Below are 25,659 nucleotides of genomic sequence, written 5' to 3'. Positions count from 1 at the left end.
GCCGCGCATGCGCTCTGTCCTGGGGCGTCGAAAGTTGGTCAGCATCAGAATGGGGCCTCATCCATGTCTTGAAGTTCGCGCTTAACGTCCGGCGGTATGCCGCTGGCGGGCGGTTCTATTGGTGGTGGCGGCTCCCGCTGTTGCCGCGGTGCTGGTCGATCGCTCTTGCCTGTCCACCACACGATCCGCTTGTCATTGTCTCGGCCCATGTAGCCGGCGTTGATCAGCGCCATGGTGGTACGGCTCAGGAAGTCGGCCAGTTCCTTTTGGCGGGCTTCCTGCTCCTCTTCGGGCGCCTTGAACGATATGCGCTTGCGCACCTGCGCCACGAAGGCGCTCTGCGCTACGCACTTACTAACCGAGCCCGCTTCAACCCCTTGGGGCAAGTCCTGCCCATGATCGGCCTGTGCTGCCGTTAGCGCGTCAAATACGAGCTTGTTGCCGCCCTGCAGGCGGGTGACATCTTCCGGCGCATCGTTCTGGCTGTGCCGGGATGGCCGGGCGCACACCATCGTCTGGAACGGCTCGCCGTCTTCGTCTCGCTCATCAAGGCTGACCTCCTCGAGAACAAAGGACCAGCCCTTGTTCGCCACCCCGTTCTTGTTCTTGGCTAACCGAGCACGGCGGATCGGCCGCCCGCTGCCGTCGAGAACAGGCTTGGGATCTTCGCGCCGGTTCTGAGGAATGGTCATCAACTGCCGCAGCTCAATGACATTTGGCACATTGGCGACGATGGCCGTCGAGCCGCGCACCTTAGTGCCGCCGGCGTTCATGTGGTGAACCACGGCAACTGTCGCGCCGGTGCGCTCACGAATCCGGTTTACCCGACCCAGCACCTTGCTGGCCTCGCCCGAGCTGTTCTCGTCCATGCCCTCGGTGGCCATGGCCAGCGTGTCGATGATGATGAACTCGAGGCTGCCGTAGTACTCTTTCCACTCCAGGCACTCGGCGATGAACTTGTCGACCTGAGCGTCGTCCATGAGCGAGAAGCCCATGCCGCCGTTGGCAAACGGGTCCATGATCACATAAGGCACGTCGGTGTCGGGGCTGATGCCGTTAGCCTTGCGATAGCCCTTGTGGCGAAGCTCGGTGCCTTTGCCGTCTTCCACCGCCATGTGGATCACCGCGCCCTGGCGGGTCTTGTGGCCGGCATAGTCGAGGCCGCGGGCGATCTTCATGCCCATGTCCATGACCAGGAAGGATTTGCCGGCCATGCTCTCCCCGGCGATGATCAGGATCCCATTCTGCTCGATCAGGTGCTTGATGAGCCAGTCATAGACGACAGGCTTTTTGGCGATCGTTCCGCTGGTTTGCGCCCCGAATGTGGAAACCGGGGGTTTCGGGCGAAAGTCGGGAAGCTGATCGAGGATCTGCACGAGCTGCTCGGCACGTCCGCCGAACTTCTCAACCCAGTCCGTGAAGTCACCCTTGTGGGTAAAGCCGGGGATAACCTGTGCAAAATCTAGCACGCGGACGCGCCGCGCGATCCCTTTGAGGCTCTTGGCCAGCGTGTCGGCTCGGGCGCCTGCTTCGTCATTATCGAGGCAGATCACGACATCAGCATCGCGGAAGCAGGCCGCGTGCGCATCGGTCCAGTGCTTGGAGCCGCTGCTGTTGGTAGTCCCGCAGAAGCCAAGGTCGACGGCCGTGTCAGCGTCTTTCTCGCCCTCGACAATCAAGACCGGCTCACCGGCAGCAATAGCGATCTCGACCGCTGGGTGCCGGTAGATGGTGTTATCGGCTCCGGACTCAAAGAACCGTGTCTCCATGCCTTCGGAGAACTTCTTCACGTCATAGATGCGCCAGTCGCCACCGGGCCGGCGCATGAACTCGCCCGCGGCGAGGCTCCATATCGACTTTCCAGCTCCATCCGGCCGACGCTGCAGGAACGTCTTCCACGTCCCCTTCCCGTCCTTGTTCTTGGCCCAGGTGCCGTCCGGCAGCTTTCGCTGCAGCCGGCACACCTGGTAGAGTAGCGCCCCATCCCGATCGGTGTAATCGTAAGTCTTGACGATCTCGGGCTTGATCTCAGCTGCCGAGGGCTGCGGCGGAGTTCGCGCCACTCGGGGCTGCTCCGGAGGTCGGGCCGGCATGTCGCCGCCCGAACCTTTCGGCAGCGCAATTCCCGCCATAGCAGCCACAACCGCTACCGCCTCGGGGAACGTGGCACCGGTCACGGCAATGAGGAACTGGAAGTGGTCGCCCGAGGCGCCGCAACCAAAGCAGTGGTAGGCGCCCTTCTGGTTCTCCGCGTGGAAGCTAGGGCTATTCTCCGCATGGAAAGGGCAGCAGGCCCACATGTCGCCCCTGCCCGGGTTCGATTTGCCGTTGTCCCAAACGACATGGTCGCCAATCACGTTGGTGATCGGGACAGCAGCCTTGATGTCGTCCAGCAGAGCTTCGGGGAAGCGGTCCATCATAGCGCATCCACCATCGCGATTCGGTCGCCCAGCACCCGCATAACGTTGACGGCCATGGAGTTACCAAGCGCCTTGTACCGTGGGCCGTCAGCCGCAGGTTTCCCGCGGTACGGGACCTTGGTGAAATCGTCAGGGAAGCCTTGGAGGCGCTCGCACTCGCGCGGCGTGAGGCGGCGAACCTCCCAAGCCTCCTGGATATAGTCGCCGCCCTGGTTGCCGCCGACAGGGCCGTTTGCCATGATCGGTTGTGCGACATCAACGGGGCGCGCCTTGTAATCCTTGCCACTGTTCTGAGGCATGATGGACCACGCGACCGCCGGAGGGTGGGCGCCAGCTGCCAAAGGGTGACAAGGATTCCCAGATTTCGGGTGGCTAATGTTGGTCTTACTGGTGATCTGGGTGGTGTCGAATGCGACTAACTGGCTATGGCCGTGATAAGCGTCCTGACCGGAGGCGCCCTGCAGCCGCCCATAACTCGCGTCGAGGGTGGCGGCGACCTCCGCAACGAACTCTTGCTCATTAGGGTCTAGGCGGCCGGTAGCAGTTTTACAGGCAGTGAGGGCTCGGGAGACATCGGCGACGAAGTGACCGGCTTGTGCTTGGTTGTCGTCCGCGCCACATGTTCCAACGCCGTTTGAAGTAAGGGCGGCAACTGCCTGCCCCTTCCCTCGGCCCGGCGCAGGATTCCCGCGCAGGCTTTCGCCGTTAAATAGTACCGCGGCGGCACGTCGCCAGTCTCCAAGATATCCGACAACGAACACACGCCGGCGTCTCTGCGGGACGGCTCGCTCGTAGCCATGTGCTCGGCAGTATTGAGCGTCAAGCACTCGGTAGGCGAACCCATACCCGAGTTCCCCCAGCGCCCCGAGGAAGGTTCCAAAATCCCGTCCGTCATTGGAGGACAGAACGCCGGGGACATTCTCCCAGACCAGCCACCGGGGGCGATATCGTGCAGCAATGGCAAGATATGTGAGCATGAGGTTGCCGCGGGGGTCAGCCAATCCGGCTCGGAGTCCCGCGACTGAGAAGGACTGGCAGGGCGTTCCTCCAACAAGAAGGTCAATTGCATGGTCCGGCCACTCCTGGAACTTGGTCATATCGCCGTGGTTCGGCACGCCATTCTTGGCATCCGCCTCGCCAGGCAAGTTGCTGCCGTAGTGGTGCGCGAGCACGGCGCTGGGGAAATTCTCGATTTCGGAGAAAAAGGCGGGCACCCACCCAAGAGGGTGCCAAGCCATAGTGGCGGCCTCGATGCCGCTACACACGGAGCCGTACCTCATGCTGCGGCCTTCTGCTCTGCGGCCGCGAGTTCATTTTCGCCGATGACAATGAGAGCGTCGAACACGCCCGGCTTACGGCTCGCCAGCAGGAACAGCGTGCGGAAAGCATCAGCCTTGTCGATCATCGCATCGATCGTCTTGGCGCCCAGCTTCAGGCTCTCGATGTCATACAGCCGGGTGCGATAGAGGATCCGCTGGTTCTCGGTCAGCATCGGATCGTCGAGCTTGGATGCGGGCCAGTCCATTTGCACTTCCCGCGCAGCCGAGAGGATTGCATCTCGGGCTTCGATCAGGCGCTTGCCACGATCGCTCATGATGCCGCTCCCACGAGATGGGTCACATCCACAGCATGCACATCAGCGAGGTCCGCTTCATCGAACTTGGTCGCCTCGTTGCCCCAGCTGGTCCAGCCTGGCCGCGACTGACGGGAGAACAGGTCCACACGGCGTGTGCCGGGCGTCAGCGCCTCCACAAGGGAATATGCTTCGTCGGGCTTGCGTGAGTGTTCCCGGGCCAGACCGTCGATCACGGCGTCCTCCAAGGTTTCGATCATGTTGGTGACGCTCGACCCGCGAGCCGTCTTGCGGTTCAGCGAGCCGATCAGGAAAGGCTCGCACACCGAGCGCAGCACATATCCAGTGCCCCAGCGGAGCTTGCCGCTGGCCGTGCGCTTGGCCCAGGAGCCGCCGGTGACGACGTTGAAGCCCCAGCCGCGCATGATCTCGGCCTGCTGGTCGATCAGCGGCCAGGTGCACCAGTGCATGAGCAGGCCGCCGTTGCCGAACAGGTCACCAACCGGCAGCGCCGCGATGTCGTCCATGCTCATGGTCTGGTAGTGAGCTTCGGGGCCCTTCTCCTGCCCCGCATCCGAGTAAGTCTCGAACGGCCATGGGCAGTCGATCATGCCCACGTCGAAGCCGAACATCGGCAGTTGAGCAAAGGGCCAGTTCATTTGGGTTTCCCCAATCGCTTGGCAACTTCGCCGTAGTGCTCGACCATTTCCTTACGTCCGGAAAACTCAGGTTCTTCCGCAGGCGGTGGCGCTGACTTCCGAATTTGTACGAGCAGTGTGGAGACGCTGTTGAGATTGGCGCCAAGCTCTTTGGCCATCAGGCGGGCTGTGAAGTTCGGACGCTGAACGTGCAAGGCACGCACCCGGCTTTCGAGAGTTGCATCCGCCGATGACCGAAGCGCGGGAGCAGCCGTCGTGGCAGCCTTCAGGGCTTCGGTGGTCTTTGCGGCCTGCGCGGCCTCGTAGCTCGCACCAGAAGGCATGCTGAGCCCCAGCTTTGAGGCATAGCCGCTGACAGTGGCTGAAGGGCAGCCCAGATGCGCGGCGACCACCTTCACCGGCCAGTCTGGGTGCTCCAGGTGGCACAAGCGTACCTGCTCGCGCAGGGAGAGTGTCGCGGCAGAAGCGTTGTTCGCGCCCTCCTCCGCCGCTGTTTGAGCGCTGACGCCTGCTACATTCGGTCCTCCTGTGTTAGCGCTGCCGTCTTGAGTGGCTGGCACAGGGGCGACGGCATTGCCTTGATCTTCCTCACCCGCGGAGTTGTGTGCCTCAACGCTGGGTTGTTCGAGTACCGTTTCCGGCTCAGGGGGCTGCTTCGGCTGCGGTTCAATCTCGCCGACAAGCTCTTGAGCCTGGGCGAGGAATTCTTGCCAGCGCGCGTTGTCGGCGATGCGCCGCTCGATCTCGCTGTTGTTCTCGGCAATGCGGGATTGCGCCCGCTCGATAACGTCCAACGTCATCATGCCTCCTGCGCCGCGGGCGGCTGAGTTTTGAGCGAGCGCCGATATTCCAGCTCCGGCAGCTGCTGCGCAGCCATGTGGCCCCACAGGCAGAGCGCATCGGCCCGGTCGTTCTGCATGGTTTCAAGATCCAGCCAGCCGCGGCGCAAGACTTCTGCCTGCACTGCGTCCTTGGCCTCGCCTTTCGAGTAGCTGCCCTTGCCGGTGAAGGTCTTCCGGGCGGTCGATGCTGCGATCAACTGCGCCGCACCCGGCATCTTGGCCTTCACGGCAAACCGCAGCACATGAATGATGCCCTGCAGCAGATCGGCGGTATGCGGGTTGGTGAAGCCGCCGCCGCTGGAGAGGATCGGCGCTTCCATCGCCACGATGGCCGGACCATGCACGTAGAGGATGCGGTTCAGCCAGACCACGGCGCGGACATATGCCTCGTCGGCCGTCCCACCCTCGCGGGAGAATCGCTCTACGCCGCTGATCGGCTTGTCGCCCGGCAGGCCCATGGCCCAGCCGGTTGCGGTCGCGGACACATCGAGGGCGAGGATCGACAGCATCAGTGCACCGCACCAACGATGTCTTCGAGCGCGGCAGCGCCCTCTTCCTGCTCCCGATCGGTAACGGCCTGAACCTCTTCCCGGCGCTGCCGGGCCGCTGCCTGGGCGGATGTCTCAGCCGGGGCGTCGTCTCCCGACGGAGCGAACATTGAGAACTGGCCGGATGCATCCTCGAAAACCTCGATCAGGTCATCGGGCACCGTCGAGGCGAGGTCTTTGAGCTTCTGCTCGAGCTTGCGCTGCTTCAGCACCGCCCTGAGCACATCGCTTGGAATGCGAAGCTCCTGCTTGGCGATCTTGACTCGGTTCTTCTGGCGCGTGCGAATGGCCGAAACTTTGCCGCGGGCCGTGGCCATGATGGACTCGGCCTCTTCGTCGGCCTCCTCGATCTCGGCGATAACCTGGCGGAAGTCCTCGTCTTCGTAGCCGTTCTTGAGCTGCTCAGTGGTCATGGTCACATTCCCCAGTGGGTTTGATCTTCGTCTTCGGCGGCGAAGGCTCCGCCATTTCCGGGCAGATCCAGTCCGCCAGTTCCCCGCCCTTTCTGCTCACGCTCAGCGCTATTCGCGCCCTCTTGGTGAGCGGCAAGAAACGCCTCCAACCGGAGCTCGCGGGCTTTGAGCCTTTGTCTTTCAATCCGGGCCTCCTCTACGGCGATGGCCGTCAGGTCTTGAATTTCGTAGTGGTCGATGCGGCGGGCTTCGCGAAACCAGATCGCTTTGACGCGGCGCTCGGTCCATGAGCGCTGCCGGTTCCGCAGCACCTCAGCTGGCAGCGAGCGCTCAAGACGCCGGAGCGCCTCGAAAGCTTCCCCGATCGCTGCCTGGGCCTTGCGGCCGGCACCGGTGGGGAAAGCGTCTTGGATAAGTTCGGAAGCGTAATGGGCGTCACTCATGGCGCCTCGGTCCTTGGAGGAAAAATCCACGTTCTCGGAGTGAGTTTCCAAGTCCTTGTCCTCGTTCGCTGGCATTGATTGGGCCAGTGAAGGACGGGGACAGGGAAAGGGCACACAGATGGATATGCGACCGATCAGCGAGATCTTGGACGAACTGCTGGACGGTCTGGGCGTGGGCATGGAGACGGCGGGAACTGTCGAAATGCCGAGAGATGATGCGGGATCGGCTAAAAGACCGACCCCGCTCAAGCTCGTGTGGAACAACACGGCTTTGAGCAAAACGGCGGAGCGGGCAAATGCCAGCGCCGGTTTGCTGAAGATCGTTGTGACGAATTGAAGGGTGTGCCCAGGCCATCAAAGACCTGCCGCCACTTGGGCAATAGACAGGCCGATCCTGTAAGCGACAGCGACAACAGACGCTGAGGCTGCGAGGCCGGCTAGAAACCAGCACGCGCGGCAAGTCTGACCAGGCGAGAGATGGGCGCGCCTAGTCATGCCGCAGACTCCGACTCCAGAGAGAAGAAATCACGAGCGGTAATGTTCAGCCGGGCGTCAGCTGCGTGCTTCAGGATCTTGGTGGCATCGTCGTGAGGTACGACCCCACCGGTGCCGCCCTTGGCGCGCGGATACGTCCACCGATAGATCCGGGAAACATGCTTGCCGGTTATGGCTGCGACGGCATCGACGCCGCCGGCTTTGGCAATCACCGAATATGCTGGTTCGAGGTTACGGTCGCTCATAAGCACATGTTTGCGTTAATCGCGAATAATCGTCAAGCTATCTTCGCGATCTGCGCGATAGAAACTTTCGCGCTTATCGAGAAGATAGCTCCATGAGCGATCCACAGATTGCGCTAAAGCGCTGGTTCCACGAGAAGACCGCCCCACACGGCGCCAAGAAGGCGCTCGCTGACGCTACGGGATACACTCCCACCCAGATCAGTCGTATGCGCAACCTCGAGACTGACGATCCCAAGAAGCGCCAAGAAATCCCCCTCGACATGATCGAGAAAGCGGCCCGGTTCTTCGATAGCCTGCCGCCTGGCTTCGAGGGGATGACGCAGTGGCTCGATCACCATGTCGACAGTGAAAAGACCGTTCCCGTCGTTGGCTACGTCGGCGCTGGTGCAGAGGCCCACTTTTACGCCCTAAGCGACGGGGAGCTCGATCGAGTTCCCGCGCCCGAAAACGCAGGACCGGAGACTGTTGCAGTGGAAATCCGCGGTGAAAGCTTGGGCCCTTTGTTCGCCCGCTGGCTGGTCCACTACGACGAGATTCGGTCGCCGATCACTTCCGACCTAATCAACCAGCTCTGTGTTGTCGGTCTGCCCGACGATCGGGTGCTGGTGAAGAAGGTCAGGAACAGCAAGTCCAAGACCCCTGGGCTCTACGACCTCCTCTCAAACGCCGAAGATCCGATCTTTGACGTGCCAATTGCATGGGCTGCCAAGGTGAAAAGCATGGTGCCAAGATGAACACCCTTCCTACCAAGCTCATCGTCTATCTCGCGTTTGTCCGCGACGAAGAGGGCGAGCTGCAGCCGGCGTTTGAGCCGCGTGAGGCGCAGTCGGAAGGCGCAGCGAAGCAGCAGGCACGGCTGCTCTGGGCCTCAGGCAAGTATGCTGGCGCTCTCGCCTGGTGGCGTTCGGCCGATCTGACAAATGGCGAGTTCGGCGATCCGGTGGTTCTGTTCCAAGAGGGCGAAGTCCCGGAGATGGAGTGAAATGTCAGCCACGAAGTTCGACCACCATGCTGACCGGGACGCGCTGATCTTTTATCTCGGCGACTATCTTCCATGGTCTTGGCACAAGGCAGGTGGAGGAGATGGCTCCAACTATCCCAGCTACAGCGGCCGCATTCTCGATCTCAAAGAATCCAAGGCAGCGAGCCTTAAGAGGTTCGAAGAACTGCTGCTTGGAGAAATCAAAAGGGAATACATCGGGGTTACCGCTGTACCGTCCCATGACCCAGAAAAGGGCATCAACACTGGAGTTCGCTTACTCGCTAAGCAGGTGGCCTCCAAGCTTAGAGTAGTTGATGGTCGAGCGTTTCTTCGGCGCACCTATAAAATCGACAAGCTTGCCGGCGGAGGCGATCGCTCGCTGAAAGTGCACCTTGACAGCTTGTGTGCCGAAAACTCAGACCAGTTCGCAGGAGGCACCGTGCTCCTGCTTGATGACGTGCTTACGTCTGGCAACTCCCTAGTGGCATGCCGCCAGAAACTGCTTGATGCAGGCGCCAAAGAGGTAGTCTGCGTTGCGCTAGGTCGCACTAAGAACTGAAAGCACGTCGTCCGGCGACTGGAGCACACGCACCCTTTCCTCTTTGAGGAATTTCGCCGGCCACGTCAGGCGTGGGTTCTCGACAACCGACTTCATGATAAACAACCACCGGCCAAGCCTCACGCACTCGGCCGCTTGATGGAGAGTTCCAGACGTATCGGAAGCCTCGACAATGATGCTGGCGTCAGTGAGCTGAGCCATCAGTCTGTTGCGCTTCGGGAAGTCTGAAGGCCATGTTTTTTGCCCAGGCGCGAATTGCGACACCAGCAGATGCTCAAGCCATATCTCTTCCTGCAGAGCAGTGTTCTCGGCCGGATACGCCTTGTTAAGCGGCGTGCCGATGACCGCGACAGTATTGCCACCTTCCGCTAACGCCCCTCTGTGCGCCGCCGCATCGACGCCTTTCGCAAGACCACTGGTCACCACAACGCCAGAGGCAGCCATGAAGCGAGCTATCTTGCCGGCACGTCGAACGCCTTCATCTGAGACATCCCTGGCGCCGATCACCGACACCGAAGGCTTGCGAAGCAGTTCAAGGTTTCCCGCCCAATAGATGATCGGCTCCGCCTCGCCGACCTTGCGAAACAGGTCGGAGCGAGCGTCAGCGACCGGACGGTTGCAAAAATCCAGCAGCTCGGTCAGGCCGATGGTCTGCGGATTGTTTGGGGCGCGGTACTTCGGTCTGCGTTCCGCAGTAGAGCGAGCCGGCGTTTGATCGTCTGTGCTGGGCATGTGGAACATCTGGTGCCTCTGGCGACGGCATCTTTCTCGTGAACCTAAGCCGATTCTCGCACATGAACGAGTCTAACGCCAGTTTCGTTCGCGCCTCGCGCCCACTGCCCTATCCAGATATCTCACCAAGCACTGAGCTCAGGGTGATCTACCACTGAGTTCAGTGGAGCGCCGCTTAGGCGCGGCTCCACTTGTGCGGCGGCTAGAACCGATAGTTTGGTTCTTGCTGAGGTATCGCCCCTACCACGACATCTTACTCCATAACCGCGTGTGTACGCGCAGGAAAGGTGCTCGTCAAACATTATTTGCGCAATTCGCGATCTTTCTGTTGACCAGCATTCGCGATAAGCGCAAATATAGCTCCATCGAAGCGATCACCGCATCCGATGGAGAGCGAAGTGAACAAGCACCTAAAGCCCTCAGAGATCATCCAGTCCGAATACTGGACCCTCATCGACGGCGAAGACCACCAGACATTCACCAGCCTCGATAAGGCTCGAAACACACTCGAGCGCAGCTATGCCGGCACGACCGTGTGGCACTGCATGCCGGGCGAAGGCTCGATGCGCGACATCACCGCCGACCTGGCTCAGGACTGGCTCGAGAACGCAGACGTCTACGACAACGCACCGGAAGCCTTCGAGCGCTATGTCGGCAACGATGTCCGTGAGCGCCGCGACGAGAGCGAGGCGATCCCCCATTTCACCAGCCAGCATTCCACCCACTACCGCGGGATCGGTCTGTGATGGGCACCATGGCAACCGTTCGCGTGAACACCACGCAGCAGATGATCCTCTACCGGGACTTCATCATCCAGGAAGGAATGGATGGATGGAGTTGGACCCACCAGGACTTCGACCGCTTCGCCTTCCCCGTCACCGGTGATGTTCAGACCATCTTTGAGTGCATCGAAGCCGTTGACGATTGGCACCTAAACCAGGTCGCGCCCAGTCGTCCGATGCGGAGCGGCCGGTCGTTTGATCTTCAGCTGGCCATCAGCCAGTCACGCAAGCTCCACGAGACGCTGTGCTGCGCCAAAGGCGCGCGGATATCGGGCGGCGACCCCGCGCCGATCCTGGCCGACGCCAAAGTTCGGTTGGTCGAGCTGGCGAATGCCATGAACCACTTCGCCGACCCCATCGATGATGCCGCCCGGCTAGTCGTGGAAGGTGCACGGGTGGTCGCAGCATGATCCGCACGGCCTTGCTCTTCCCCGTCCAATTCCTCGGCCTCCTCGCCTTCCTGTACACCGTTGCCGGCGGCCACATGGTTGTGCCGCCGAGCGCCATCATGGGATTGTTCTGATGGTTCTGTCTTTCCTCGGCGCCTTGCGCCTCGCCCAATCAGGAATGCTGCACTGCAGCCCCACAGAACCGCCATGCGGCGGCATCGGGGTGGGCGACTGGGACTATCCGCTGGCGGTTATCTTTGCCCGTCTACGGGCGGCTGCTGATGATGCCGAACGCCTCTCCATCCTCGAGGAAGCCAAGCATGTTTACGCCCGCCGTGCGGTGATCGTGGAAACTGTCGACCTGGGCATGCGCGACGAGTTGCTGGCGGTCGCGGCCAAGCTCGGCGAGTGGACCGAAGCCATCCAGGCCGACATGCAGATCGGGAGAGCCGCGTGAACGCCATGCTCCCCATCACGCCTGCCGTGGACGAGAGCGATCGCTTCAAGCGCCTGGCCTCGACCCTTCACCAGCTGAGCGGCAAGTACCGTGCGTGGGCGCAGGAAGATCTCCAGCGCGGGCGAACCGACAGCGCCATCAAGAACGCGGCCGAAGCCGACCGCTGCCTCACCGACGCCCGCTGGTATCAGCGCCGCGCTTTGCAACACGCCTGAACGGGAGAACCCCATGGCACTGAAGATCACAAAGTCCACCGACCCGATCCACGTCGAACGCTTGAACGTTGTTGTGTATGGCCCTCCTGGACTTGGGAAATCCAGCCTGGCCTTCACGGCAGAAGCTCCACTGCTTCTCGACTTCGACAATGGCTCGCACCGTGCCGCCAACCGCAAGGACGTGGTGCGGGTTTCCTCTTGGGCAGACGTGACCGCGATCACTGCCGAAGACCTCGCGCCCTATAAGACCATCATCATCGACACCGCCGGTCGAGCACTCGATGCCATCACGGCGGACATCATCAAGACGGACCCGAAAGGGCACAAGAACGGTGCCCTCACCCTGCCCGGCTACGGCACCCTCAAGACCCGGTTCATTGGTTTCCTCAAGCTAATGAACAGCTTCGGCAAGGACGTGGTGCTGATCGCCCATATGGACGAACAGCGGAACGGCGACGACGTGATCGAGCGCCTGGACGTTCAGGGCGGCTCCAAGGGCGAGATTTACAAGGCGGCCGATGCTATGGGCCGGCTGGTGATGGAGAACGGCAAGCGCATGCTGAAGTTCTCGCCGGCCGACGCCGCCTTCGGCAAGAACCCCGGGCAACTGGAGCCTCTGCTGGTGCCGCACCATGAGAGCGCCGAATTCGCCACATTCCTGGCATGGGTGGTTCAGGCCACCAAGGACAAGCTCAACAGCCTCTCCGAAGAGCAGAAGGCGGCTGCAGCGGAACAGGACTGGTTCCGGGGCAACCTGCCCAAGGTCGCCGATGCGGCTGGTATCAACGATCTGATCGAGCGGGCCTCCGCTGCAGGCCGCGCGTGCAAGACGCTTCTGCACGGTCGAGCCACCGAGCTGGGTCTGGCCTATGACAAGGCCAGCGGGCAGTACGGGGCCAAGGAAGCTGAACAGCAGCCCTCAAGCGAGCCGCAGGAAGAGGCGGCCTGATGGAAGCCCTTCGCGTCTCAGCCACCGACATCGATGCGCTGCGCTACTACCTCAACGATGAGGACGGCGATCTCGACACCTTCCTCGCGCAGATGCGTCGGCAGACACCTCCGACGGCTGCAATGCTTGCCGGCACCGCCTTTCACAAGGCGCTGGAGAACTGCGGCGAAGGCTCTGCGGCCCGGCTAGAGGCCGAAGGCCACGTCTTCAACATCGAACTGGAAGACGAGCTCGACCTGCCCCCGCTACGCGAGACGAAAGCCACCCGCGACTATCGCGTTGGCAATGTGCTGGTGACGCTTGTTGGCAAGGTGGACGGCATCTACGGGCGTCGCATCGATGACCACAAGCTGACCAGCTCATACGACCCGGAGCGGTTCCTCAGCAGCTACCAGTGGCGGATTTATCTTGAGGTGTTCGAGGCCGACATGTTCCGCTGGAACATTTTCGAGGGCGCCGAGATCGCCAACCAGGAGCGCGTCTGGAAGGTGCGCTCGCTGCACAAGCTCAAGATGCATCGCTACCCCGGCATGGCGGCCGATGTGGAACGGGCGCTGGCAGCTTTCGTGGACTTCGCTGACATCCATTTGCCTGAACGGTTTTCAGAGGTGGCCGCCTGATGCCGCGCCAGATCATCACTCTCGCGAACGATCGGCTCTATGACCGTGCGGTCGAGCTGATCCGCGGCTCGAAGCCGGGCAGCCGCGTCGAGATCAAGGGGCCAAAGCGCAGCAATGACGCCAATGCAGCCATGTGGGCCATGCTCGGCGACCTCGCGCGTCTACTGGTCTGGAACGGACTGCAGCTCGACGCCGAAGAATGGAAACTGGTCATGCTCGATGCACTCCGCCGCGAGCACCGCGACCAGATGAAGCTGGTGCCGAACACGGATCAAACCGGCTTCGTCAATGTCAGCGGCACATCCTCATCCGAACTAACCAACGAGGAGATGCGTGATCTTCTGACGATCATTCGCGCCTTTGGAGACCAGCAAGGCGTGGAATGGAGCGAGCCTAAGCCGAAGGACACACGCCCTGCTCCGCCCATCGAGGCTTACGAGGAGCGCGCCTGATGGAGAACTTCCGTCTGGAGCCGATTCGCTCGCCCAAATACCTGGACGGCGCCAAGGGTGAAACCTGCAAGCTGCGCTTTGTTGGCGTGTGCCGGGGTGGCACCGAAACAACGGTGGCCTGCCATGTGCACGATGTCGGATTCGGCATGGCCCGCAAGGCAGATGACATCGCGATCATTGATGGGTGCTTTTGGTGCCATGCTTTCCTCGACCACGGTTGGGTCGGCAGGATCAGCCGCACCGTGCTGCTCGAGCACATAATACGCGGTCTGCAGGAGACGCTCAGGAACCGCGTGGAGCGCGGTCTGGTGCCGAAGCCCGCGGAGCTGTTCAAGCCACGCCGGAAGCGATCAGCCGGGCCGCGCAAGACAACGAAGGACCGCACCGCCATCCCCATTCATCGCGAGTGGCCGACCGGCCGCAAGCTTCAAACCCGCCCCATGAATCGCAAGAGCGAGCCCGTCACATGACCGCCACCGCCCAAGAACTCACCGCCCAAATCGTCTCCAGCTACCTCGCAAACAACCAAGTGCAGGCAGACATGGTGCCTGCCATCCTGCAGAGCGTCTACGACAAGCTCAACAGCCTCGACACTACCGTGGTGGTTGAGCCAGCAGCGCCCGCAGTGCCTGCAGTGCCGATCGAAAAGTCGATCACGCACGACCACCTGATCTGCCTTGAGGACGGGAAGAAGTTCAAGTCGCTCAAGCGCCACCTGCAGACCAAGTTCAACATGACGCCGGAGGAATACCGCGCAAAGTGGGGCTTGCCCGGTGACTATCCCATGGTCGCACCGAACTACTCTGCCAAGCGCTCGCAACTGGCGAAGAACAGCGGCTTGGGGCTACGTCCTCTCGAGAAGGCGGCCTAGCCATCGGGCAGTTCAGCAAAGCTATGGAGGAGCGCCATGCCGCTTGGAGATGACGTGATGAGCAAGCCGGTTCGCGTGCAGCTTTCGCGCAAGAAGGGCTGGAAGATGCCCGCCGACACCGTAAGCGTGGCCAGACCGGGCAAGTGGGGCAACCCCTTCCCGGTCGGCGCTGCAGGACCTTGCGGCCGCAAGGCAGATGACCGCGAAGGCGCCGTCGGGTTCTTCCGCCAGATGATGGAAGATGCAGAGCTGCGCGCCGCCGCCGGTTACCCTGCCGACCTCTCTCCGCTTAGGGGCAAGAACCTGGCGTGCTGGTGCCCGCTCGATGGCCCGTGCCATGCAGATGTACTGCTAGAGTTAGCAAACAAGGCGCCGGCGCTATGAGCTTGCTAGTTCAACTGCATCTCCAGCTTGGAAAGAAGACCGCTCCATCCTCGGGACAGCGAAGCCAGCTTGTCCTCCATGTCGGGGAAGTTAGCAGCGATCTCGTCCAGAACGCCGAGCTCCTCGCGGATCATTGCCTCGCCGCCCAGTGGCCGGCTCCCTGCTTCGATCATGCGCCGATACCGCGTAAGCGTGTGACGGGACAGGACGATACGCTCGTTAGCTTTAGTTCTTTCCATGGTCGTGATCGTGCTCATCGGACCTTGGACGGTCAAGGGGCTGGGAAATATGAACACAAGGGAGTTCATTCCTATGAGCGCCGCTAAGTCGGTTGTAGCAACCCGCCTCACAATACGGCGCGGGCTCGGTGAAGCCGAAGCGGCGCTGTATGTCGGCCTCGGTGCAACCAAGTTCTCGTCTCTGGTGAGAGACGGACGGATGCCCAGGCCGAGAATAATAGATGGTCGCCGGATCTGGGATGTGGACGACATCGATGCCGCCTTCCGAGCCTTGCCAATCGAAGGGGAAGACAACAAGGATGATAACCCTTGGCACTGAAGTCGGAGGGCAAGGTCGTGAGTACCATCAACCTACCCTATATCAAGAGCTACACCGACCGTTTGGGAACGCGCCGCCACTACTTCAACAGGCGGGGCGAACCTGGCACTGCCCTGCCGGGGCTACCAGGCTCAAGGGAGTTCATGGCAGCCTATCAATCGTGCCTGGATGCAGCTGAGGCCAACAGGCCGAGCAAGGCTGTGGCGCGGGGGCACAAGATCATCCCCGGCAGCGTCGATGACGTTGCCCTTCGCTACTACGCTTCCGCCGAGTTCAGAACTCTCGCCCCGATCACCCAAGCGACCTACCGCAACGAGATCGACAAGTTCCGTCGCGAGAAGGATAAGAACGGCAACCCGCACGGACCCAAGGCCATGGCCATGCTCGACCGGCGCGGTGTCAAAGCGCTAGTGGCCGAGAAAGCCGACATGCCAGGCGCTGCCAATAAGCGGCTCCGCACCATCAAGCTGCTTGTCAAAGTCGCCATCGAGGAGGAGTTGCGCAACGACGATCCGACCACGGGTGTGAAGCCATTGCGCGTCGGGAACGGTGAAGGCTTCTTGGTTTGGGAGGAAACCCATATCGAGCAGTTCGAACGGCACTGGCCAATCGGCTCAAAGCCTCGGTTAGCCCTCGCCCTTCTCCTTTTCACCGCCCAGCGGCGCAGCGACGTCGTCCGAATGGGGCGGCAACACATTCGCAACGGCATGATCTCGGTGCGCCAACAAAAAACCGGCGCCTACCTCGACATCCCTATACACGCGGACCTGGCACCGATCCTCGACGCTGTCACCGTCGATATTCCCGCATTCCTTCTCTCCGAAATCGGCAAACCCTTCCAACCAACATCCTTCGGAAATTGGTTCGGGGACCGATGCCGCGACGCGGGGTTGCCTAAAGGCTACAATGCCCATGGCCTCCGCAAAGCGGCATGTCGCCGTCTCGCAGAATCAGGCTGCACGACCAAGGAAATCATGGCCATCTCGGGTCACAAGACCATCGAAGAAGTCGAGCGTTACACTCGATCTGCCGACCAGAAGAAGCTGGCCCAAAAGGCCATCGATCGCTTGCCACGTTCTAACTGAAGAAAAAATAGCGTTCTAACCCCTTGATAGATAAAGGGATTGGTGGGCGATGACGGACTCGAACCGCCGACATCCTCGGTGTAAACGAGGCGCTCTACCAACTGAGCTAATCGCCCACAGGCCGTTTGGCCGGTGCAGGGCATTGATTAGGGTGCGCGACCGGGCGCGTCAACCGCAAATCCCCAAAGAAAAAGGCCCCGCCGCGAAACCCAGGCGGAGCCCCAAGAAGTTTTCAGGCTCAGGCGGGGTTCAGTGCGTCCTTGAGACCCTTGCCCGGCTTGAACTTGGCCTGGTTGGACTCTGGAATGCTGATCTCGGCGCCGGTCGCAGGGTTGCGGCCGGTGGATGCCTTGCGGCGCGAGACGGCAAAGGTACCAAAACCCACGAGACGAACTTCGTCTCCAGCCTTGAGGGACTCGGCAATGGCTTCGAACACTGCATCCACGGCCTCGGCAGCCTGTGCCTTGGTAATCGTGGCCTTGTCAGCAACGACGCCAACCAAATCGTTTTTGTTCATAGCGTTTCCTCACAGAGAATGGCCGCCGTTGCCGGCGAGCATGGAAATGGCGGCACCCTTGGGCGATTCCGCCCAGGACGCAAGGCAGCCGGGGCTTTTCCTGACTGACGCGCTCAAGCTGTTAATGAACGGGAAAATCAGGGTGGGCAAGACTTCCACCGCGCTTTTCCGAGGGAAAAATCCCCAGAATCGCCCGGTTACGCCCCCGCAGGAGCCAGCTTGCGCAGCCCGAACATGAGCGGCAGCGCCAAACAATAGATCACGGCTCCGATCAGCCAGATTCCCCCGGGCCACTCCCCCCGGACCCCGGCATAGGCGAGGCTGAAAAACAGTGGCCCGAACACCGAGGTCAAACTGACCAGACTGGCCAGAACGCCCTGCAACTGGCCCTGCCGCTCGGCATCCACCTGGCGCGTGATCAGCGACTGCAGGGCGGGCATGCCGACGCCGCCCACGGCAAACAGCGGCATCAGGGCGAACATCACCCAGCCTTGGCTGGCAAAGGCGAGCACAACGAGGCAGAACACTTCGGCCGAAAAGCCGATCAGCAGCGATGCGCGTTCGCCAAACCGTGTCACCACTGGGCCGGTGAGAAACGCCTGGGCGCCGGCATGGAAGACGCCAAAGGCGGCCAGCGACAGCCCGATGGTGAGCGGGCTCCAGCTGAACTGATCTTCGCCGAACAACACCCAAACGACGCCGTACATCTGACCGACAAACATCATGATCATCAGAATGGCGATCAGCGGGATTAGCGCGCGAAAGCTCAGCGCCCAGCCTAGCGGCAGGAACGGGTTCAGCGTAGTCCAGCTGAACCGGGCCGTGCCACGCACATGGTGCGATTCGGGCAGCACGAAGAAGGCCAGCGCACAATTGAGTGCGTTAAGGACAGCCGCGGCGATGAATGGCGCCCGCAGCCAATATTCCCCCAATACGCCGCCCAGCACCGGCCCGACGATAAAGCCGATTCCCCACATGGCATGGAAATAGCCAAAGCGCCGCGCGCGCTGATCTTCGGGAGATATGTCGGTGATATAGGCCGAAGCCACCGCCATGTTGGCCGCGGTGATGCCGGCGATCGCCCGCCCGACCACCAGGAACAGCAGGTTGGGCGCCAAGGCCATCAGCACGTAATCGAGCGCCGCGCCGCACAGCGACAGGATCAACACCGGGCGGCGCCCGAAGCGGTCGCTGAGCACGCCGAGAATGGGCGAACAGATAAACTGCATGGTCGCATAAAGGGCGATCAGCAGCCCGTAGAGCAGCGTCACATCGCCCTGATGGGCCACCTCGCGCAGCAAGCTGGGCAGGATAGGCGCAATCAGCCCGATGCCGATGGCGTCCGGCGTCACTGCTGAAAGGATCACGACCAGGGGTTTGTTCATGCGGCAGGTTCCGGGGGCACGGCGGCGGGCAGCCTAGTACATCCCAAACGCATGACAATGCCTGTCAGCAGCCAAAAAAATGCGGCGGCCCCCGATGGAGACCGCCGCCTTGTTTACTCTTGCACCAGAGCTTAGTGCAGGCCGCCAGTGAGGCCCTCGTCAGCGGCTTCAACCGTGGTCGACACGGCCGGAACCGTATCCTCGAAGTTCCACTCAATAGCCTCGGGCTTGCGTACCAGGGCGCGGGCGATCACCTGATCCATCCGCGAGACTGGCACGATTTCCATGCCTTCCTTGACGATATCTGGGATCTCGGCGAGATCCCTGACATTCTCCTCGGGGATCAGCACCGTCTTGATGCCGCCACGCAGCGCCGCCAGGAGCTTTTCCTTGAGGCCACCGATGGGCAGCACCCTGCCCCGCAGCGTGATCTCGCCGGTCATGGCGACATCATTGCGCACCGGAATGCCGGTCATCACCGAAACGATGGCTGTCGCGAGGCCGATACCAGCGGACGGACCATCCTTGGGGGTTGCCCCTTCAGGCAGGTGGACGTGAATGTCTCTGGTATCGAACATCGGCGGCTTGATGCCGAATTCGATCGAGCGGGAGCGGACATAGGCGGTTGCCGCCGTCAGCGACTCCTTCATCACTTCCTTGATGTTGCCGGTAACGGTCATGCGGCCCTTGCCCGGCGTCATCACGCCTTCAATGGTCAGCAGTTCGCCACCCACCGACGTCCAGGCCAGACCCGTCACGAGGCCAACCTGTGGCTCGGCTTCAATCTCGCCATGCTTGAAGATATCGGCGCCCAGATACTGGGTGAGCTTTTCCTCGTCGATTACGATCTTCTTGACCTTGGTCTTGACGATCTCGGCCACGGCCTTGCGCATCAGCTTGCTGATTTCACGCTTGAGGTTGCGCACGCCCGCTTCGCGAGTGTAGCGCTGGATCAAGGCGGTCAGCATCTCGTCGGAGAGTTCGAACTCGCCATGGGCCAGCCCGTTTTCCTTGAGGGTCTCGGGGATCAGGTGCTGCTTGGCGATCGCGTGCTTCTCCTGTTCGGTGTAACCCGACAGGCGAATGATCTCCATGCGGTCCATCAATGGCCCGGGGATGTTCAAGGTGTTCGAGGTGGTCACGAACATCACGTCCGAAAGGTCGTAATCGACCTCGAGGTAGTGATCGGCAAAGGTGTGGTTCTGCTCGGGATCGAGCACTTCCAGCAGTGCCGAGGACGGATCGCCACGGAAGTCCTGGCCCATCTTGTCGATCTCGTCGAGCAGGAAGAGTGGGTTGGATTTGCCGACCTTCTTGAGCGACTGGATCACCTTGCCAGGCATGGAGCCGATATAGGTGCGGCGATGGCCGCGAATTTCGGCTTCGTCCCGAACACCACCCAAAGCCATGCGCACGAACTCACGTCCGGTCGCCTTCGCAATGGACTTGCCGAGCGAGGTCTTGCCCACACCCGGAGGACCAACAAGGCACAGGATCGGGCCCTTGAGCGAACCGGTACGGCCCTGAACTGCCAGGTACTCGAGGATACGTTCTTTGACCTTGTCAAGGCCATAGTGATCCTCGTCCAGTACCTTTTCGGCCAGAACCAGATCGCGCTTGACCTTGCTCTTCTTGCCCCAAGGCAGGCCGAGCAGGGTGTCGAGATAGTTCCGGACCACGGTGGCTTCGGCCGACATCGGGCTCATGGCCTTGAGCTTCTTGACCTCGGCGTCAGCCTTGGCGCGAGCTTCCTTGCTCAGCTTGGTCTTGCTGATCCGGTCCTCAAGTTCGGCAATTTCGTTCGAGCCTTCCTCGCCATCCCCCAGTTCCTTCTGGATCGCCTTCATCTGCTCGTTGAGATAGTACTCGCGCTGGGTCTTCTCCATCTGCCGCTTGACGCGGGACCGGATGCGCTTTTCCACCTGCAGAACACCGATCTCGCCTTCCATCAGGCCAAGAATCTTCTGGAAGCGCTCGGAAACGGAAACCGTCGACAGCAGGTCTTCCTTCTCGTTGATCTTGATCACGAGATGGCTGGCAATGGTGTCGGCGAGCTTGGAATGGCTCTCGATCTGGCCAACAGCGGCCACGACCTCGGCCGAGATCTTCTTGTTGAGCTTCACATAGTTCTCGAACTCGGTCTGGGCCGAACGAGCCAGTGCCTCAACTTCAGTCGCATCTTCCTCGGGCTCAGGCAGGATCGATGCCTCGGCCTCGAAATAGTCGACGGTCTGGAGATAGCGGTCGATCGTGGCGCGGCTCAGGCCTTCAACCAACACCTTGACGGTGCCATCGGGAAGCTTGAGCAACTGCAAAACGGTCGCGATGGTGCCAGTGGCATAGATCTGGTCAGGGGCCGGATCATCGTCCTGGGCATTCTTCTGGGTCACAACAAGAATGTGCTTGTCGTCGCGCATGACCTCTTCGAGAGCCTTGACCGACTTCTCGCGGCCCACGAACAGCGGCACGATCATGCCGGGGAATACGACGATGTCGCGCAAGGGGAGGACTGGGTAAACCCGGTCACGGCTGGTGTCGCCAGCGGCGGGATTGACGTCCGTCATCTTAATTCCTTTCGAGGGCGCGCCGAGGTGGGGTGATGGGTAGCGCACCCATTGCAGACAGCCCAAGAGGATGCTGGGCTGAATCTCATTAATAAATAGGTTTGTGCTGGCACGCCACAAGCTATTCTTTTCGGCGCGAGAGCCTTGAAAAAGAGCTGGGGTGTCCCTCGCCATCGGCGTTACCGGTGCCAGCGCGCCCCCTATCCATGACACCTATATTGGCTCGGGTTATCTGCAGTTCAATGCCATGGGGGTTACGTTTTTGTTAACCACGGACGGCTGCTTGCCTAGGGCACGGCAAGGAGCCGCAAACGAAAACGCCGGGCACAAAGCCCGGCGTTTCGATCTTGTATCGCGCCGGTGTTAGGCCCCGGCGGGCATGTCTTCCTTCTTGCGATCGGAATAGATGTAGAGCGGACGAACATCCTTGCCCCGCACCACTTCCTCGCTGATCACCACTTCCTCAACGCCTTCAAGCGAAGGCAGATCGTACATGGTGTCCAGGAGGATCGCTTCCATGATCGAGCGGAGGCCGCGAGCACCGGTCTTGCGCTCGATGGCTTTCTCGGCAATCGCCTTGAGCGCATCCTCATGGAAGGTCAGTTCCACGTCTTCCATCTGGAACAGGCGCTGATACTGACGCACGAGGGCGTTCTTGGGCGCGGTCAGGATTTCGATCAGCGCGGCGATGTCGAGGTCTTCCAGCGTCGCCAGAACCGGCAGACGGCCGATGAATTCCGGGATCAAGCCAAAGCGCACCAGATCCTCTGGGGCAACATCGGCAAGCACCTGCCCAACGCGACGGTCATTGGGATCCTTGACCGTGGCCGAAAAGCCGATGCCCGAGCCTTCGCCACGTGCCGAGATGATCTTTTCCAGACCCGCAAAGGCGCCGCCGCAGATGAACAGGATATTGGTCGTGTCTACCTGCAGGAATTCCTGCTGCGGGTGCTTGCGACCACCCTGGGGCGGTACAGAGGCGACGGTGCCTTCCATGATCTTGAGCAGGGCCTGCTGCACGCCCTCGCCCGAAACGTCACGGGTGATCGAGGGGTTGTCGGACTTGCGCGAGATCTTGTCGACTTCATCGATATAAACGATGCCGCGCTGGGCCTTCTCGACGTTGTAGTCGGCGGACTGCAGCAGCTTGAGGATGATGTTCTCCACGTCCTCGCCCACATAACCCGCTTCGGTCAGTGTGGTAGCGTCGGCCATGGTGAAGGGCACATCAAGGATGCGGGCCAAGGTCTGCGCGAGCAGGGTCTTGCCCGAACCAGTCGGGCCGATCAGCAGGATGTTGCTCTTGGAAAGCTCGACATCCTGATTTTTGCTCGCGTGATGCAGACGCTTATAGTGGTTGTGGACAGCCACGGAGAGCACGCGCTTGGCGCGGAACTGGCCGATGACATAGTCGTCGAGCACCTTGCAGATATCGGCAGGGGTCGGCACGCCATCGGAGGACTTGACCATGGAGGTCTTGTTCTCTTCGCGGATGATGTCCATGCACAGCTCGACGCATTCATCGCAGATGAACACGGTCGGACCGGCAATCAGCTTGCGAACCTCGTGCTGGGATTTCCCGCAGAACGAGCAATAAAGCGTGTTCTTTGAGGTTTCGCCGTTCGTTGTCTCTTTGGACATCCAGTCACTCCCGGGGGCGGAACACCCCCAAAATAAGCGTTATCGGTGACGGTAACGCTCGAGCCTAAAGAAAGTCTAAGCCGAACCGACCTTAAAGGCCGATCCGGCTGGGTGCAATTGAACGCAAGTCACAGTTGCGGGCGCATGCTCATTGGTGTGGACAGCGGGGATCAAACCGCGTCCGGAACAGCGCGCTTTTCCAGAACGCTGTCGATCAGGCCAAAGGTCTTGGCTTCTTCGGGTGACAGGAACCGGTCGCGCTCAAGGGCGTGCTCGATTTCCTCATAGGTACGGCCAGTGTGCTTTTCGTAGATCTGGTTGAGGCGGCGCTTGAGGCCTTCAACTTCCTTGGCATGGATCAGGATGTCCGTCACCTGGCCCTGGAAGCCGCCGGAAGGCTGGTGGACCATGACGCGTGAATTGGGCAGCGAAGTGCGCATACCCGCTTCGCCGGCAGCAAGCAGAAGCGAACCCATGGATGCCGCCTGCCCCATCACCATGGTGGCAACGGCCGGGCGGATGAACTGCATGGTGTCATAGATGCTCAAACCAGCCGTCACCACGCCACCGGGCGAGTTGATGTAAAGCGCGATTTCCTTTTTCGGGTTTTCCGATTCCAGAAACAGCAACTGTGCGACGATCAGGCTCGCCATGTTGTCTTCGACCACGCCGGTCACGAAGATGATACGCTCGCGCAGCAGGCGCGAGTAGATATCGAAGGCGCGTTCGCCGCGGTTGGATTGCTCCACCACCATGGGAACAAGCGTGTTCATATAAAGATCGTGTGGATCTTGCATTAAGATGCCCCTTTGCTGTTCCGGATCGCGTGGAAAACCGGTCAGCCCTCTTGGTTGAAACACGGTCCGCGTCCGAAAACCGGACATCCAGGGTCCGGAGACCGTGCCATTGAAACTCGAATCAGCGCGACAGCCGATTGCAGACCATGCCGCATGTACGCGCGGTAAGGCCAGAGATAGGCGGCATTGGGGCGCGGTTCAATAGTGGAGCAACGCACAACGCATCCAAGGTAAATTGCGGGCTCGTCAGGAGGCGAATTCCACCGCCACACCGCGCTTGCGGAAATAGGCCTGCATGGTCTTGCGGCCCTGGCGATTGTTCTGCGCCAACTTGGCGGGCTCGAAGGTCGCGGCCTTTAATCCCTCGCGCTCCAGCGCGCCCTTGAGCGCGGCAATGTGAAGATCAATATCCTCGTTGTTGGCGCGCAGCGAGGCGTAAACATTGTCCATGGCTTGGCTGAGGGTCAAATCGCTCATCTTGGCCTTCCTTTAGTGTTGGCGCATGCGTTAGCGAATTTTCCCGCCCGCGCAAGGGCCAAGCTCAGCCAGCCGGTGCGCTCAGTGCGCGCAGCACCCCCGGAAGCAGCCCCGGCAGGTCTTCGCTCAGCATGCCGGGGCCACCAAAGTGGTTGGCAGCTTCAGCGTGCAACCACACGCCGGCCGCCGCCGCTTCCCAACCGGGCATGCCCTGCCCCATCAGACCAGCAATCATCCCCGCCAGCACATCGCCTGAGCCCGCGGTTCCGAGCCAGCTTGGTGCATTGGCATTGATCACAGCCCGCCCATCCGGCGCCGCCACCACCGTATCGCTGCCCTTGAGCACGACGACAGCGCCTGATTGTGCCGCAGCAACTCGCGCCCGCTCGAGCTTCCCACCAGCCAATTGCCCAAACAGGCGCTCGAACTCACCTTCGTGCGGTGTTACCACCACTGCCCGCTCCGGATTGGCCCGCACTGCCGCAAACAGTCGCTCGGGTTCATCGGCAAAACTGGTCAACGCATCGGCATCCAGCACTGCCGCAGCGCCCGAGGCGAGCACGGCCAGCACATTGTCCGCAGTTGTTGGGCCCACCCCTGCTGCTGGCCCCGCCACCACGGCATTGATCCGCTTGTCCTCCAATAATTGCGCCAATGCCTGCGGGTCCGCGGCCGGCTTGAGCATGATGGCGGTGACATGCGCCGCATGCACCGCCAGCGCCTCGGGCGTACCGGTCAGCGACACCAGCCCCGCCCCGGCACGGAAGGCCCCCAGCGCTGCTAGGCGCGAAGCCCCGGTTTGCAGCGGCTCGCCCGACACCACCACGCAATGGCCGCGGTGATATTTGTTGCCCGCCGGCTCATCCACCGGCAGCGACCAAAGCGTTGGACCATTCTTCCAGGTCTGCGCAGCGATGGGCCCCAGCACAGCCTCGGGGATGCCGATATCGCCCAGCACCGCCTCGCCGCAAAGCGCTCGTCCGGGCAGCAGCAGGTGACCCGGCTTGAGCCGGAAAAAGGTCACCGTCGTTTGCGCCTTGATGGCGATGCCGCGCACGGCGCCCGTCGCACCGTCAACTCCACTCGGAATGTCGATGCTCACCACCGGCAACCCGCTGCCGTTGACGATTTCAAAGAGGCTATGCAGTTCGCCGGCCACATCGCGATCAAGCCCGGCGCCGAGCACCGCATCCACGATGAGGTCGGCTTCCGAAATGTCGCTTGGCGAGGGCCGCTCGATGCGGCCGGTCCATTGCGCCGCCATTTGCGCCGCATCGCCCCGCAAGGCTTCGCGCTCGCCCAGAAGGCGCAACTGCACCGGCCAGCCGCGCTGCTTGAGCAGCCGCGCGACCACAAAACCATCGCCACCATTATTACCGGGGCCGCACAACACCAGCACCGAGCGCTGGTAGTAGCGCTCGACGATTGCGTCAGCCACCGCCTGCCCTGCAGCTTCCATCAGCCGCAGCGTCTTGATCCCCGCTTCGGCGGCGGTTCGGTCGGCCTCGCCCATTTGCCGCGGTGTAAGCAAAACATCGGGGTGGGCGCTGGTCATGGTGCGGCTCATGCGGGCTGGTGGACAGGCTGACAAAAAAGCCGCCCCGA

At 61.4% G+C, this 25,659-nt stretch carries 34 protein-coding genes and 1 tRNA gene; 16 read left to right on the top strand and 19 right to left on the bottom strand.

The features are described 5' to 3' along the window. Window positions 1-44: 44 nt before the first annotated feature. The 8 genes from HRU92_RS05030 to HRU92_RS04995 are packed head-to-tail and all read right to left on the bottom strand — an operon-like array spanning window position 45 to window position 6,898. Window positions 45-2,420 carry an AAA family ATPase gene (locus tag HRU92_RS05030; protein ID WP_173087665.1) on the bottom strand — a complete coding sequence of 792 codons (2,376 nt, stop codon included), beginning with the start codon at window positions 2,418-2,420 and terminating at the stop codon, window positions 45-47. Beyond that, window positions 2,417-3,700 carry a DNA cytosine methyltransferase gene (locus HRU92_RS05025; RefSeq protein WP_173087663.1) on the bottom strand — a complete coding sequence of 428 codons (1,284 nt, stop codon included), beginning with the start codon at window positions 3,698-3,700 and terminating at the stop codon, window positions 2,417-2,419. The genes HRU92_RS05030 and HRU92_RS05025 overlap by 4 nt, the downstream gene beginning before the upstream one ends. Beyond that, complete coding sequence (locus HRU92_RS05020; RefSeq protein ID WP_173087661.1) at window positions 3,697-4,014, bottom strand: hypothetical protein; 318 nt, start codon at window positions 4,012-4,014, stop codon at window positions 3,697-3,699. Before HRU92_RS05020 ends, HRU92_RS05025 begins: the two co-directional genes overlap by 4 nt. After that, a complete protein-coding gene (locus HRU92_RS05015; RefSeq protein ID WP_173087659.1) occupies window positions 4,011-4,652 on the bottom strand; it encodes an MT-A70 family methyltransferase in 642 nt (213 codons plus the stop codon). The genes HRU92_RS05020 and HRU92_RS05015 overlap by 4 nt, the downstream gene beginning before the upstream one ends. Next, on the bottom strand, window positions 4,649-5,455 hold the full coding sequence (locus HRU92_RS05010; protein WP_173087657.1) for a hypothetical protein: 807 nt from the start codon (window positions 5,453-5,455) through the stop codon (window positions 4,649-4,651). The genes HRU92_RS05015 and HRU92_RS05010 overlap by 4 nt, the downstream gene beginning before the upstream one ends. Further along, window positions 5,452-6,003, bottom strand: coding sequence for a hypothetical protein (locus HRU92_RS05005; protein ID WP_173087655.1), 552 nt, complete (start codon window positions 6,001-6,003; stop codon window positions 5,452-5,454). Before HRU92_RS05005 ends, HRU92_RS05010 begins: the two co-directional genes overlap by 4 nt. Next, the gene (locus HRU92_RS05000; protein WP_173087653.1) at window positions 6,003-6,455 is read right to left on the bottom strand and encodes a hypothetical protein; all 453 of its coding nucleotides are present in this window, start codon (window positions 6,453-6,455) and stop codon (window positions 6,003-6,005) included. The genes HRU92_RS05005 and HRU92_RS05000 overlap by 1 nt, the downstream gene beginning before the upstream one ends. Before the next feature lie 2 nt (window positions 6,456-6,457). After that, window positions 6,458-6,898 carry a hypothetical protein gene (locus HRU92_RS04995; RefSeq protein ID WP_173087651.1) on the bottom strand — a complete coding sequence of 147 codons (441 nt, stop codon included), beginning with the start codon at window positions 6,896-6,898 and terminating at the stop codon, window positions 6,458-6,460. A 118-nt stretch (window positions 6,899-7,016) separates the two neighbouring features. Between HRU92_RS04995 and HRU92_RS04990 the strand changes: the two genes are divergently transcribed. Next, on the top strand, window positions 7,017-7,235 hold the full coding sequence (locus HRU92_RS04990) for a hypothetical protein (protein WP_173087649.1): 219 nt from the start codon (window positions 7,017-7,019) through the stop codon (window positions 7,233-7,235). Between the two features lie 154 nt (window positions 7,236-7,389). On the opposite strand, the gene HRU92_RS04985 is transcribed toward HRU92_RS04990, so the two are convergent. Next, window positions 7,390-7,638, bottom strand: coding sequence for a hypothetical protein (locus tag HRU92_RS04985; RefSeq protein ID WP_173087647.1), 249 nt, complete (start codon window positions 7,636-7,638; stop codon window positions 7,390-7,392). 92 nt (window positions 7,639-7,730) lie between these two features. Between HRU92_RS04985 and HRU92_RS20350 the strand changes: the two genes are divergently transcribed. Genes HRU92_RS20350 through HRU92_RS04970 form a run of 3 tightly spaced genes read left to right on the top strand, consistent with a single transcriptional unit; the run spans window position 7,731 to window position 9,179 of the window. Then, window positions 7,731-8,372: a hypothetical protein gene (locus HRU92_RS20350; protein ID WP_210259487.1), complete on the top strand. Its 642-nt coding sequence runs from the start codon at window positions 7,731-7,733 to the stop codon at window positions 8,370-8,372. Beyond that, complete coding sequence (locus tag HRU92_RS04975; RefSeq protein ID WP_173087645.1) at window positions 8,369-8,620, top strand: hypothetical protein; 252 nt, start codon at window positions 8,369-8,371, stop codon at window positions 8,618-8,620. The genes HRU92_RS20350 and HRU92_RS04975 overlap by 4 nt, the downstream gene beginning before the upstream one ends. A gap of 1 nt (window position 8,621) precedes the next feature. After that, window positions 8,622-9,179 (top strand): phosphoribosyltransferase, encoded by a 558-nt coding sequence (locus HRU92_RS04970; protein WP_173087643.1) that lies wholly within the window; start codon window positions 8,622-8,624, stop codon window positions 9,177-9,179. On the opposite strand, the gene HRU92_RS04965 is transcribed toward HRU92_RS04970, so the two are convergent. Beyond that, window positions 9,159-9,920, bottom strand: coding sequence for a DNA-processing protein DprA (locus HRU92_RS04965; protein ID WP_248306956.1), 762 nt, complete (start codon window positions 9,918-9,920; stop codon window positions 9,159-9,161). The genes HRU92_RS04970 and HRU92_RS04965 overlap by 21 nt on opposite strands. 389 nt (window positions 9,921-10,309) lie before the next feature. On the opposite strand from HRU92_RS04965, the gene HRU92_RS04960 reads away from it, so the two are divergent. From HRU92_RS04960 to HRU92_RS04915, 10 genes are all read left to right on the top strand, one after another. Further along, window positions 10,310-10,657, top strand: a complete 348-nt coding sequence (locus tag HRU92_RS04960) for a hypothetical protein (protein ID WP_173087641.1) — start codon at window positions 10,310-10,312, stop codon at window positions 10,655-10,657. Beyond that, entirely contained in the window at window positions 10,657-11,103 is a 447-nt protein-coding gene (locus HRU92_RS04955; RefSeq protein WP_173087639.1) for a hypothetical protein, read from the top strand. The genes HRU92_RS04960 and HRU92_RS04955 overlap by 1 nt, the downstream gene beginning before the upstream one ends. A gap of 112 nt (window positions 11,104-11,215) precedes the next feature. Further along, window positions 11,216-11,539 carry a hypothetical protein gene (locus tag HRU92_RS04950; RefSeq protein WP_173087637.1) on the top strand — a complete coding sequence of 108 codons (324 nt, stop codon included), beginning with the start codon at window positions 11,216-11,218 and terminating at the stop codon, window positions 11,537-11,539. Further along, the gene (locus HRU92_RS04945; protein WP_173087635.1) at window positions 11,536-11,754 is read left to right on the top strand and encodes a hypothetical protein; all 219 of its coding nucleotides are present in this window, start codon (window positions 11,536-11,538) and stop codon (window positions 11,752-11,754) included. Before HRU92_RS04950 ends, HRU92_RS04945 begins: the two co-directional genes overlap by 4 nt. A gap of 13 nt (window positions 11,755-11,767) precedes the next feature. After that, a complete protein-coding gene (locus HRU92_RS04940) occupies window positions 11,768-12,703 on the top strand; it encodes an ATP-binding protein (protein ID WP_173087633.1) in 936 nt (311 codons plus the stop codon). Then, window positions 12,703-13,323: a hypothetical protein gene (locus HRU92_RS04935; RefSeq protein WP_173087631.1), complete on the top strand. Its 621-nt coding sequence runs from the start codon at window positions 12,703-12,705 to the stop codon at window positions 13,321-13,323. Before HRU92_RS04940 ends, HRU92_RS04935 begins: the two co-directional genes overlap by 1 nt. Then, window positions 13,323-13,775, top strand: coding sequence for a recombination protein NinB (locus HRU92_RS04930; RefSeq protein ID WP_173087629.1), 453 nt, complete (start codon window positions 13,323-13,325; stop codon window positions 13,773-13,775). Before HRU92_RS04935 ends, HRU92_RS04930 begins: the two co-directional genes overlap by 1 nt. Next, a complete protein-coding gene (locus HRU92_RS04925; protein ID WP_173087627.1) occupies window positions 13,775-14,245 on the top strand; it encodes a nuclease domain-containing protein in 471 nt (156 codons plus the stop codon). The genes HRU92_RS04930 and HRU92_RS04925 overlap by 1 nt, the downstream gene beginning before the upstream one ends. After that, window positions 14,242-14,646 carry a MucR family transcriptional regulator gene (locus tag HRU92_RS04920; protein WP_173087625.1) on the top strand — a complete coding sequence of 135 codons (405 nt, stop codon included), beginning with the start codon at window positions 14,242-14,244 and terminating at the stop codon, window positions 14,644-14,646. The genes HRU92_RS04925 and HRU92_RS04920 overlap by 4 nt, the downstream gene beginning before the upstream one ends. A gap of 57 nt (window positions 14,647-14,703) precedes the next feature. Beyond that, window positions 14,704-15,030 (top strand): DUF4326 domain-containing protein, encoded by a 327-nt coding sequence (locus HRU92_RS04915; RefSeq protein ID WP_173087623.1) that lies wholly within the window; start codon window positions 14,704-14,706, stop codon window positions 15,028-15,030. 5 nt (window positions 15,031-15,035) lie between these two features. On the opposite strand, the gene HRU92_RS04910 is transcribed toward HRU92_RS04915, so the two are convergent. Next, the gene (locus HRU92_RS04910; protein WP_172123187.1) at window positions 15,036-15,269 is read right to left on the bottom strand and encodes a hypothetical protein; all 234 of its coding nucleotides are present in this window, start codon (window positions 15,267-15,269) and stop codon (window positions 15,036-15,038) included. Here HRU92_RS04910 and HRU92_RS04905 point away from each other — a divergent pair. After that, window positions 15,268-15,588: a hypothetical protein gene (locus tag HRU92_RS04905; RefSeq protein ID WP_248306955.1), complete on the top strand. Its 321-nt coding sequence runs from the start codon at window positions 15,268-15,270 to the stop codon at window positions 15,586-15,588. The two genes, HRU92_RS04910 and HRU92_RS04905, sit on opposite strands and share 2 nt — an antisense overlap. Continuing rightward, on the top strand, window positions 15,579-16,673 hold the full coding sequence (locus HRU92_RS04900) for a tyrosine-type recombinase/integrase (protein ID WP_173087621.1): 1,095 nt from the start codon (window positions 15,579-15,581) through the stop codon (window positions 16,671-16,673). Before HRU92_RS04905 ends, HRU92_RS04900 begins: the two co-directional genes overlap by 10 nt. Before the next feature lie 40 nt (window positions 16,674-16,713). Here the strand turns inward: HRU92_RS04900 and HRU92_RS04895 are convergent. From HRU92_RS04895 to HRU92_RS04860, 8 genes are all read right to left on the bottom strand, one after another. Beyond that, window positions 16,714-16,789, bottom strand: a tRNA-Val gene (locus tag HRU92_RS04895). 122 nt (window positions 16,790-16,911) lie between these two features. Next, window positions 16,912-17,190 carry an HU family DNA-binding protein gene (locus HRU92_RS04890; protein WP_127752972.1) on the bottom strand — a complete coding sequence of 93 codons (279 nt, stop codon included), beginning with the start codon at window positions 17,188-17,190 and terminating at the stop codon, window positions 16,912-16,914. A 197-nt stretch (window positions 17,191-17,387) separates the two neighbouring features. Continuing rightward, window positions 17,388-18,575 carry a Tet(A)/Tet(B)/Tet(C) family tetracycline efflux MFS transporter gene (tet, locus tag HRU92_RS04885; RefSeq protein WP_173087619.1) on the bottom strand — a complete coding sequence of 396 codons (1,188 nt, stop codon included), beginning with the start codon at window positions 18,573-18,575 and terminating at the stop codon, window positions 17,388-17,390. A gap of 131 nt (window positions 18,576-18,706) precedes the next feature. Beyond that, the gene (gene lon / locus HRU92_RS04880) at window positions 18,707-21,139 is read right to left on the bottom strand and encodes an endopeptidase La (RefSeq protein ID WP_172123184.1); all 2,433 of its coding nucleotides are present in this window, start codon (window positions 21,137-21,139) and stop codon (window positions 18,707-18,709) included. Between the two features lie 363 nt (window positions 21,140-21,502). After that, window positions 21,503-22,780, bottom strand: a complete 1,278-nt coding sequence (clpX, locus tag HRU92_RS04875; protein ID WP_127752969.1) for an ATP-dependent Clp protease ATP-binding subunit ClpX — start codon at window positions 22,778-22,780, stop codon at window positions 21,503-21,505. 170 nt (window positions 22,781-22,950) lie between these two features. Then, window positions 22,951-23,577: an ATP-dependent Clp protease proteolytic subunit gene (locus HRU92_RS04870; protein WP_127752968.1), complete on the bottom strand. Its 627-nt coding sequence runs from the start codon at window positions 23,575-23,577 to the stop codon at window positions 22,951-22,953. A 246-nt stretch (window positions 23,578-23,823) separates the two neighbouring features. Continuing rightward, window positions 23,824-24,054, bottom strand: coding sequence for a hypothetical protein (locus HRU92_RS04865; protein WP_172123183.1), 231 nt, complete (start codon window positions 24,052-24,054; stop codon window positions 23,824-23,826). A 64-nt stretch (window positions 24,055-24,118) separates the two neighbouring features. Beyond that, complete coding sequence (locus HRU92_RS04860) at window positions 24,119-25,609, bottom strand: NAD(P)H-hydrate epimerase (protein ID WP_172123182.1); 1,491 nt, start codon at window positions 25,607-25,609, stop codon at window positions 24,119-24,121. Between the last annotated feature and the right edge of the window lie 50 nt (window positions 25,610-25,659).

It is taken from the genome of Devosia sp. 1635 (assembly GCF_013185955.1).
GTDB lineage: Bacteria > Pseudomonadota > Alphaproteobacteria > Rhizobiales > Devosiaceae > Devosia.
This window is presented reverse-complemented; position numbering and strand designations above follow the sequence as displayed.

Bases quoted from the DNA above. Each gene is read 5' to 3' on its own strand.
- HRU92_RS05030 (WP_173087665.1), bottom strand. From the start codon at position 2,420: ATGATGGACCGCTTCCCCGAAGCTCTGCTGGACGACATCAAGGCTGCT.
- HRU92_RS05025 (WP_173087663.1), bottom strand. From the start codon at position 3,700: ATGAGGTACGGCTCCGTGTGTAGCGGCATCGAGGCCGCCACTATGGCT.
- HRU92_RS05020 (WP_173087661.1), bottom strand. From the start codon at position 4,014: ATGAGCGATCGTGGCAAGCGCCTGATCGAAGCCCGAGATGCAATCCTC.
- HRU92_RS05015 (WP_173087659.1), bottom strand. From the start codon at position 4,652: ATGAACTGGCCCTTTGCTCAACTGCCGATGTTCGGCTTCGACGTGGGC.
- HRU92_RS05010 (WP_173087657.1), bottom strand. From the start codon at position 5,455: ATGATGACGTTGGACGTTATCGAGCGGGCGCAATCCCGCATTGCCGAG.
- HRU92_RS05005 (WP_173087655.1), bottom strand. From the start codon at position 6,003: ATGCTGTCGATCCTCGCCCTCGATGTGTCCGCGACCGCAACCGGCTGG.
- HRU92_RS05000 (WP_173087653.1), bottom strand. From the start codon at position 6,455: ATGACCACTGAGCAGCTCAAGAACGGCTACGAAGACGAGGACTTCCGC.
- HRU92_RS04995 (WP_173087651.1), bottom strand. From the start codon at position 6,898: ATGAGTGACGCCCATTACGCTTCCGAACTTATCCAAGACGCTTTCCCC.
- HRU92_RS04990 (WP_173087649.1), top strand. From the start codon at position 7,017: ATGGATATGCGACCGATCAGCGAGATCTTGGACGAACTGCTGGACGGT.
- HRU92_RS04985 (WP_173087647.1), bottom strand. From the start codon at position 7,638: ATGAGCGACCGTAACCTCGAACCAGCATATTCGGTGATTGCCAAAGCC.
- HRU92_RS20350 (WP_210259487.1), top strand. From the start codon at position 7,731: ATGAGCGATCCACAGATTGCGCTAAAGCGCTGGTTCCACGAGAAGACC.
- HRU92_RS04975 (WP_173087645.1), top strand. From the start codon at position 8,369: ATGAACACCCTTCCTACCAAGCTCATCGTCTATCTCGCGTTTGTCCGC.
- HRU92_RS04970 (WP_173087643.1), top strand. From the start codon at position 8,622: ATGTCAGCCACGAAGTTCGACCACCATGCTGACCGGGACGCGCTGATC.
- HRU92_RS04965 (WP_248306956.1), bottom strand. From the start codon at position 9,920: ATGTTCCACATGCCCAGCACAGACGATCAAACGCCGGCTCGCTCTACT.
- HRU92_RS04955 (WP_173087639.1), top strand. From the start codon at position 10,657: ATGGGCACCATGGCAACCGTTCGCGTGAACACCACGCAGCAGATGATC.
- HRU92_RS04950 (WP_173087637.1), top strand. From the start codon at position 11,216: ATGGTTCTGTCTTTCCTCGGCGCCTTGCGCCTCGCCCAATCAGGAATG.
- HRU92_RS04940 (WP_173087633.1), top strand. From the start codon at position 11,768: ATGGCACTGAAGATCACAAAGTCCACCGACCCGATCCACGTCGAACGC.
- HRU92_RS04935 (WP_173087631.1), top strand. From the start codon at position 12,703: ATGGAAGCCCTTCGCGTCTCAGCCACCGACATCGATGCGCTGCGCTAC.
- HRU92_RS04930 (WP_173087629.1), top strand. From the start codon at position 13,323: ATGCCGCGCCAGATCATCACTCTCGCGAACGATCGGCTCTATGACCGT.
- HRU92_RS04925 (WP_173087627.1), top strand. From the start codon at position 13,775: ATGGAGAACTTCCGTCTGGAGCCGATTCGCTCGCCCAAATACCTGGAC.
- HRU92_RS04920 (WP_173087625.1), top strand. From the start codon at position 14,242: ATGACCGCCACCGCCCAAGAACTCACCGCCCAAATCGTCTCCAGCTAC.
- HRU92_RS04915 (WP_173087623.1), top strand. From the start codon at position 14,704: ATGAGCAAGCCGGTTCGCGTGCAGCTTTCGCGCAAGAAGGGCTGGAAG.
- HRU92_RS04905 (WP_248306955.1), top strand. From the start codon at position 15,268: ATGGTCGTGATCGTGCTCATCGGACCTTGGACGGTCAAGGGGCTGGGA.
- HRU92_RS04910 (WP_172123187.1), bottom strand. From the start codon at position 15,269: ATGGAAAGAACTAAAGCTAACGAGCGTATCGTCCTGTCCCGTCACACG.
- HRU92_RS04890 (WP_127752972.1), bottom strand. From the start codon at position 17,190: ATGAACAAAAACGATTTGGTTGGCGTCGTTGCTGACAAGGCCACGATT.
- tet (WP_173087619.1), bottom strand. From the start codon at position 18,575: ATGAACAAACCCCTGGTCGTGATCCTTTCAGCAGTGACGCCGGACGCC.
- lon (WP_172123184.1), bottom strand. From the start codon at position 21,139: ATGACGGACGTCAATCCCGCCGCTGGCGACACCAGCCGTGACCGGGTT.
- clpX (WP_127752969.1), bottom strand. From the start codon at position 22,780: ATGTCCAAAGAGACAACGAACGGCGAAACCTCAAAGAACACGCTTTAT.
- HRU92_RS04870 (WP_127752968.1), bottom strand. From the start codon at position 23,577: ATGCAAGATCCACACGATCTTTATATGAACACGCTTGTTCCCATGGTG.
- HRU92_RS04865 (WP_172123183.1), bottom strand. From the start codon at position 24,054: ATGAGCGATTTGACCCTCAGCCAAGCCATGGACAATGTTTACGCCTCG.
- HRU92_RS04860 (WP_172123182.1), bottom strand. From the start codon at position 25,609: ATGACCAGCGCCCACCCCGATGTTTTGCTTACACCGCGGCAAATGGGC.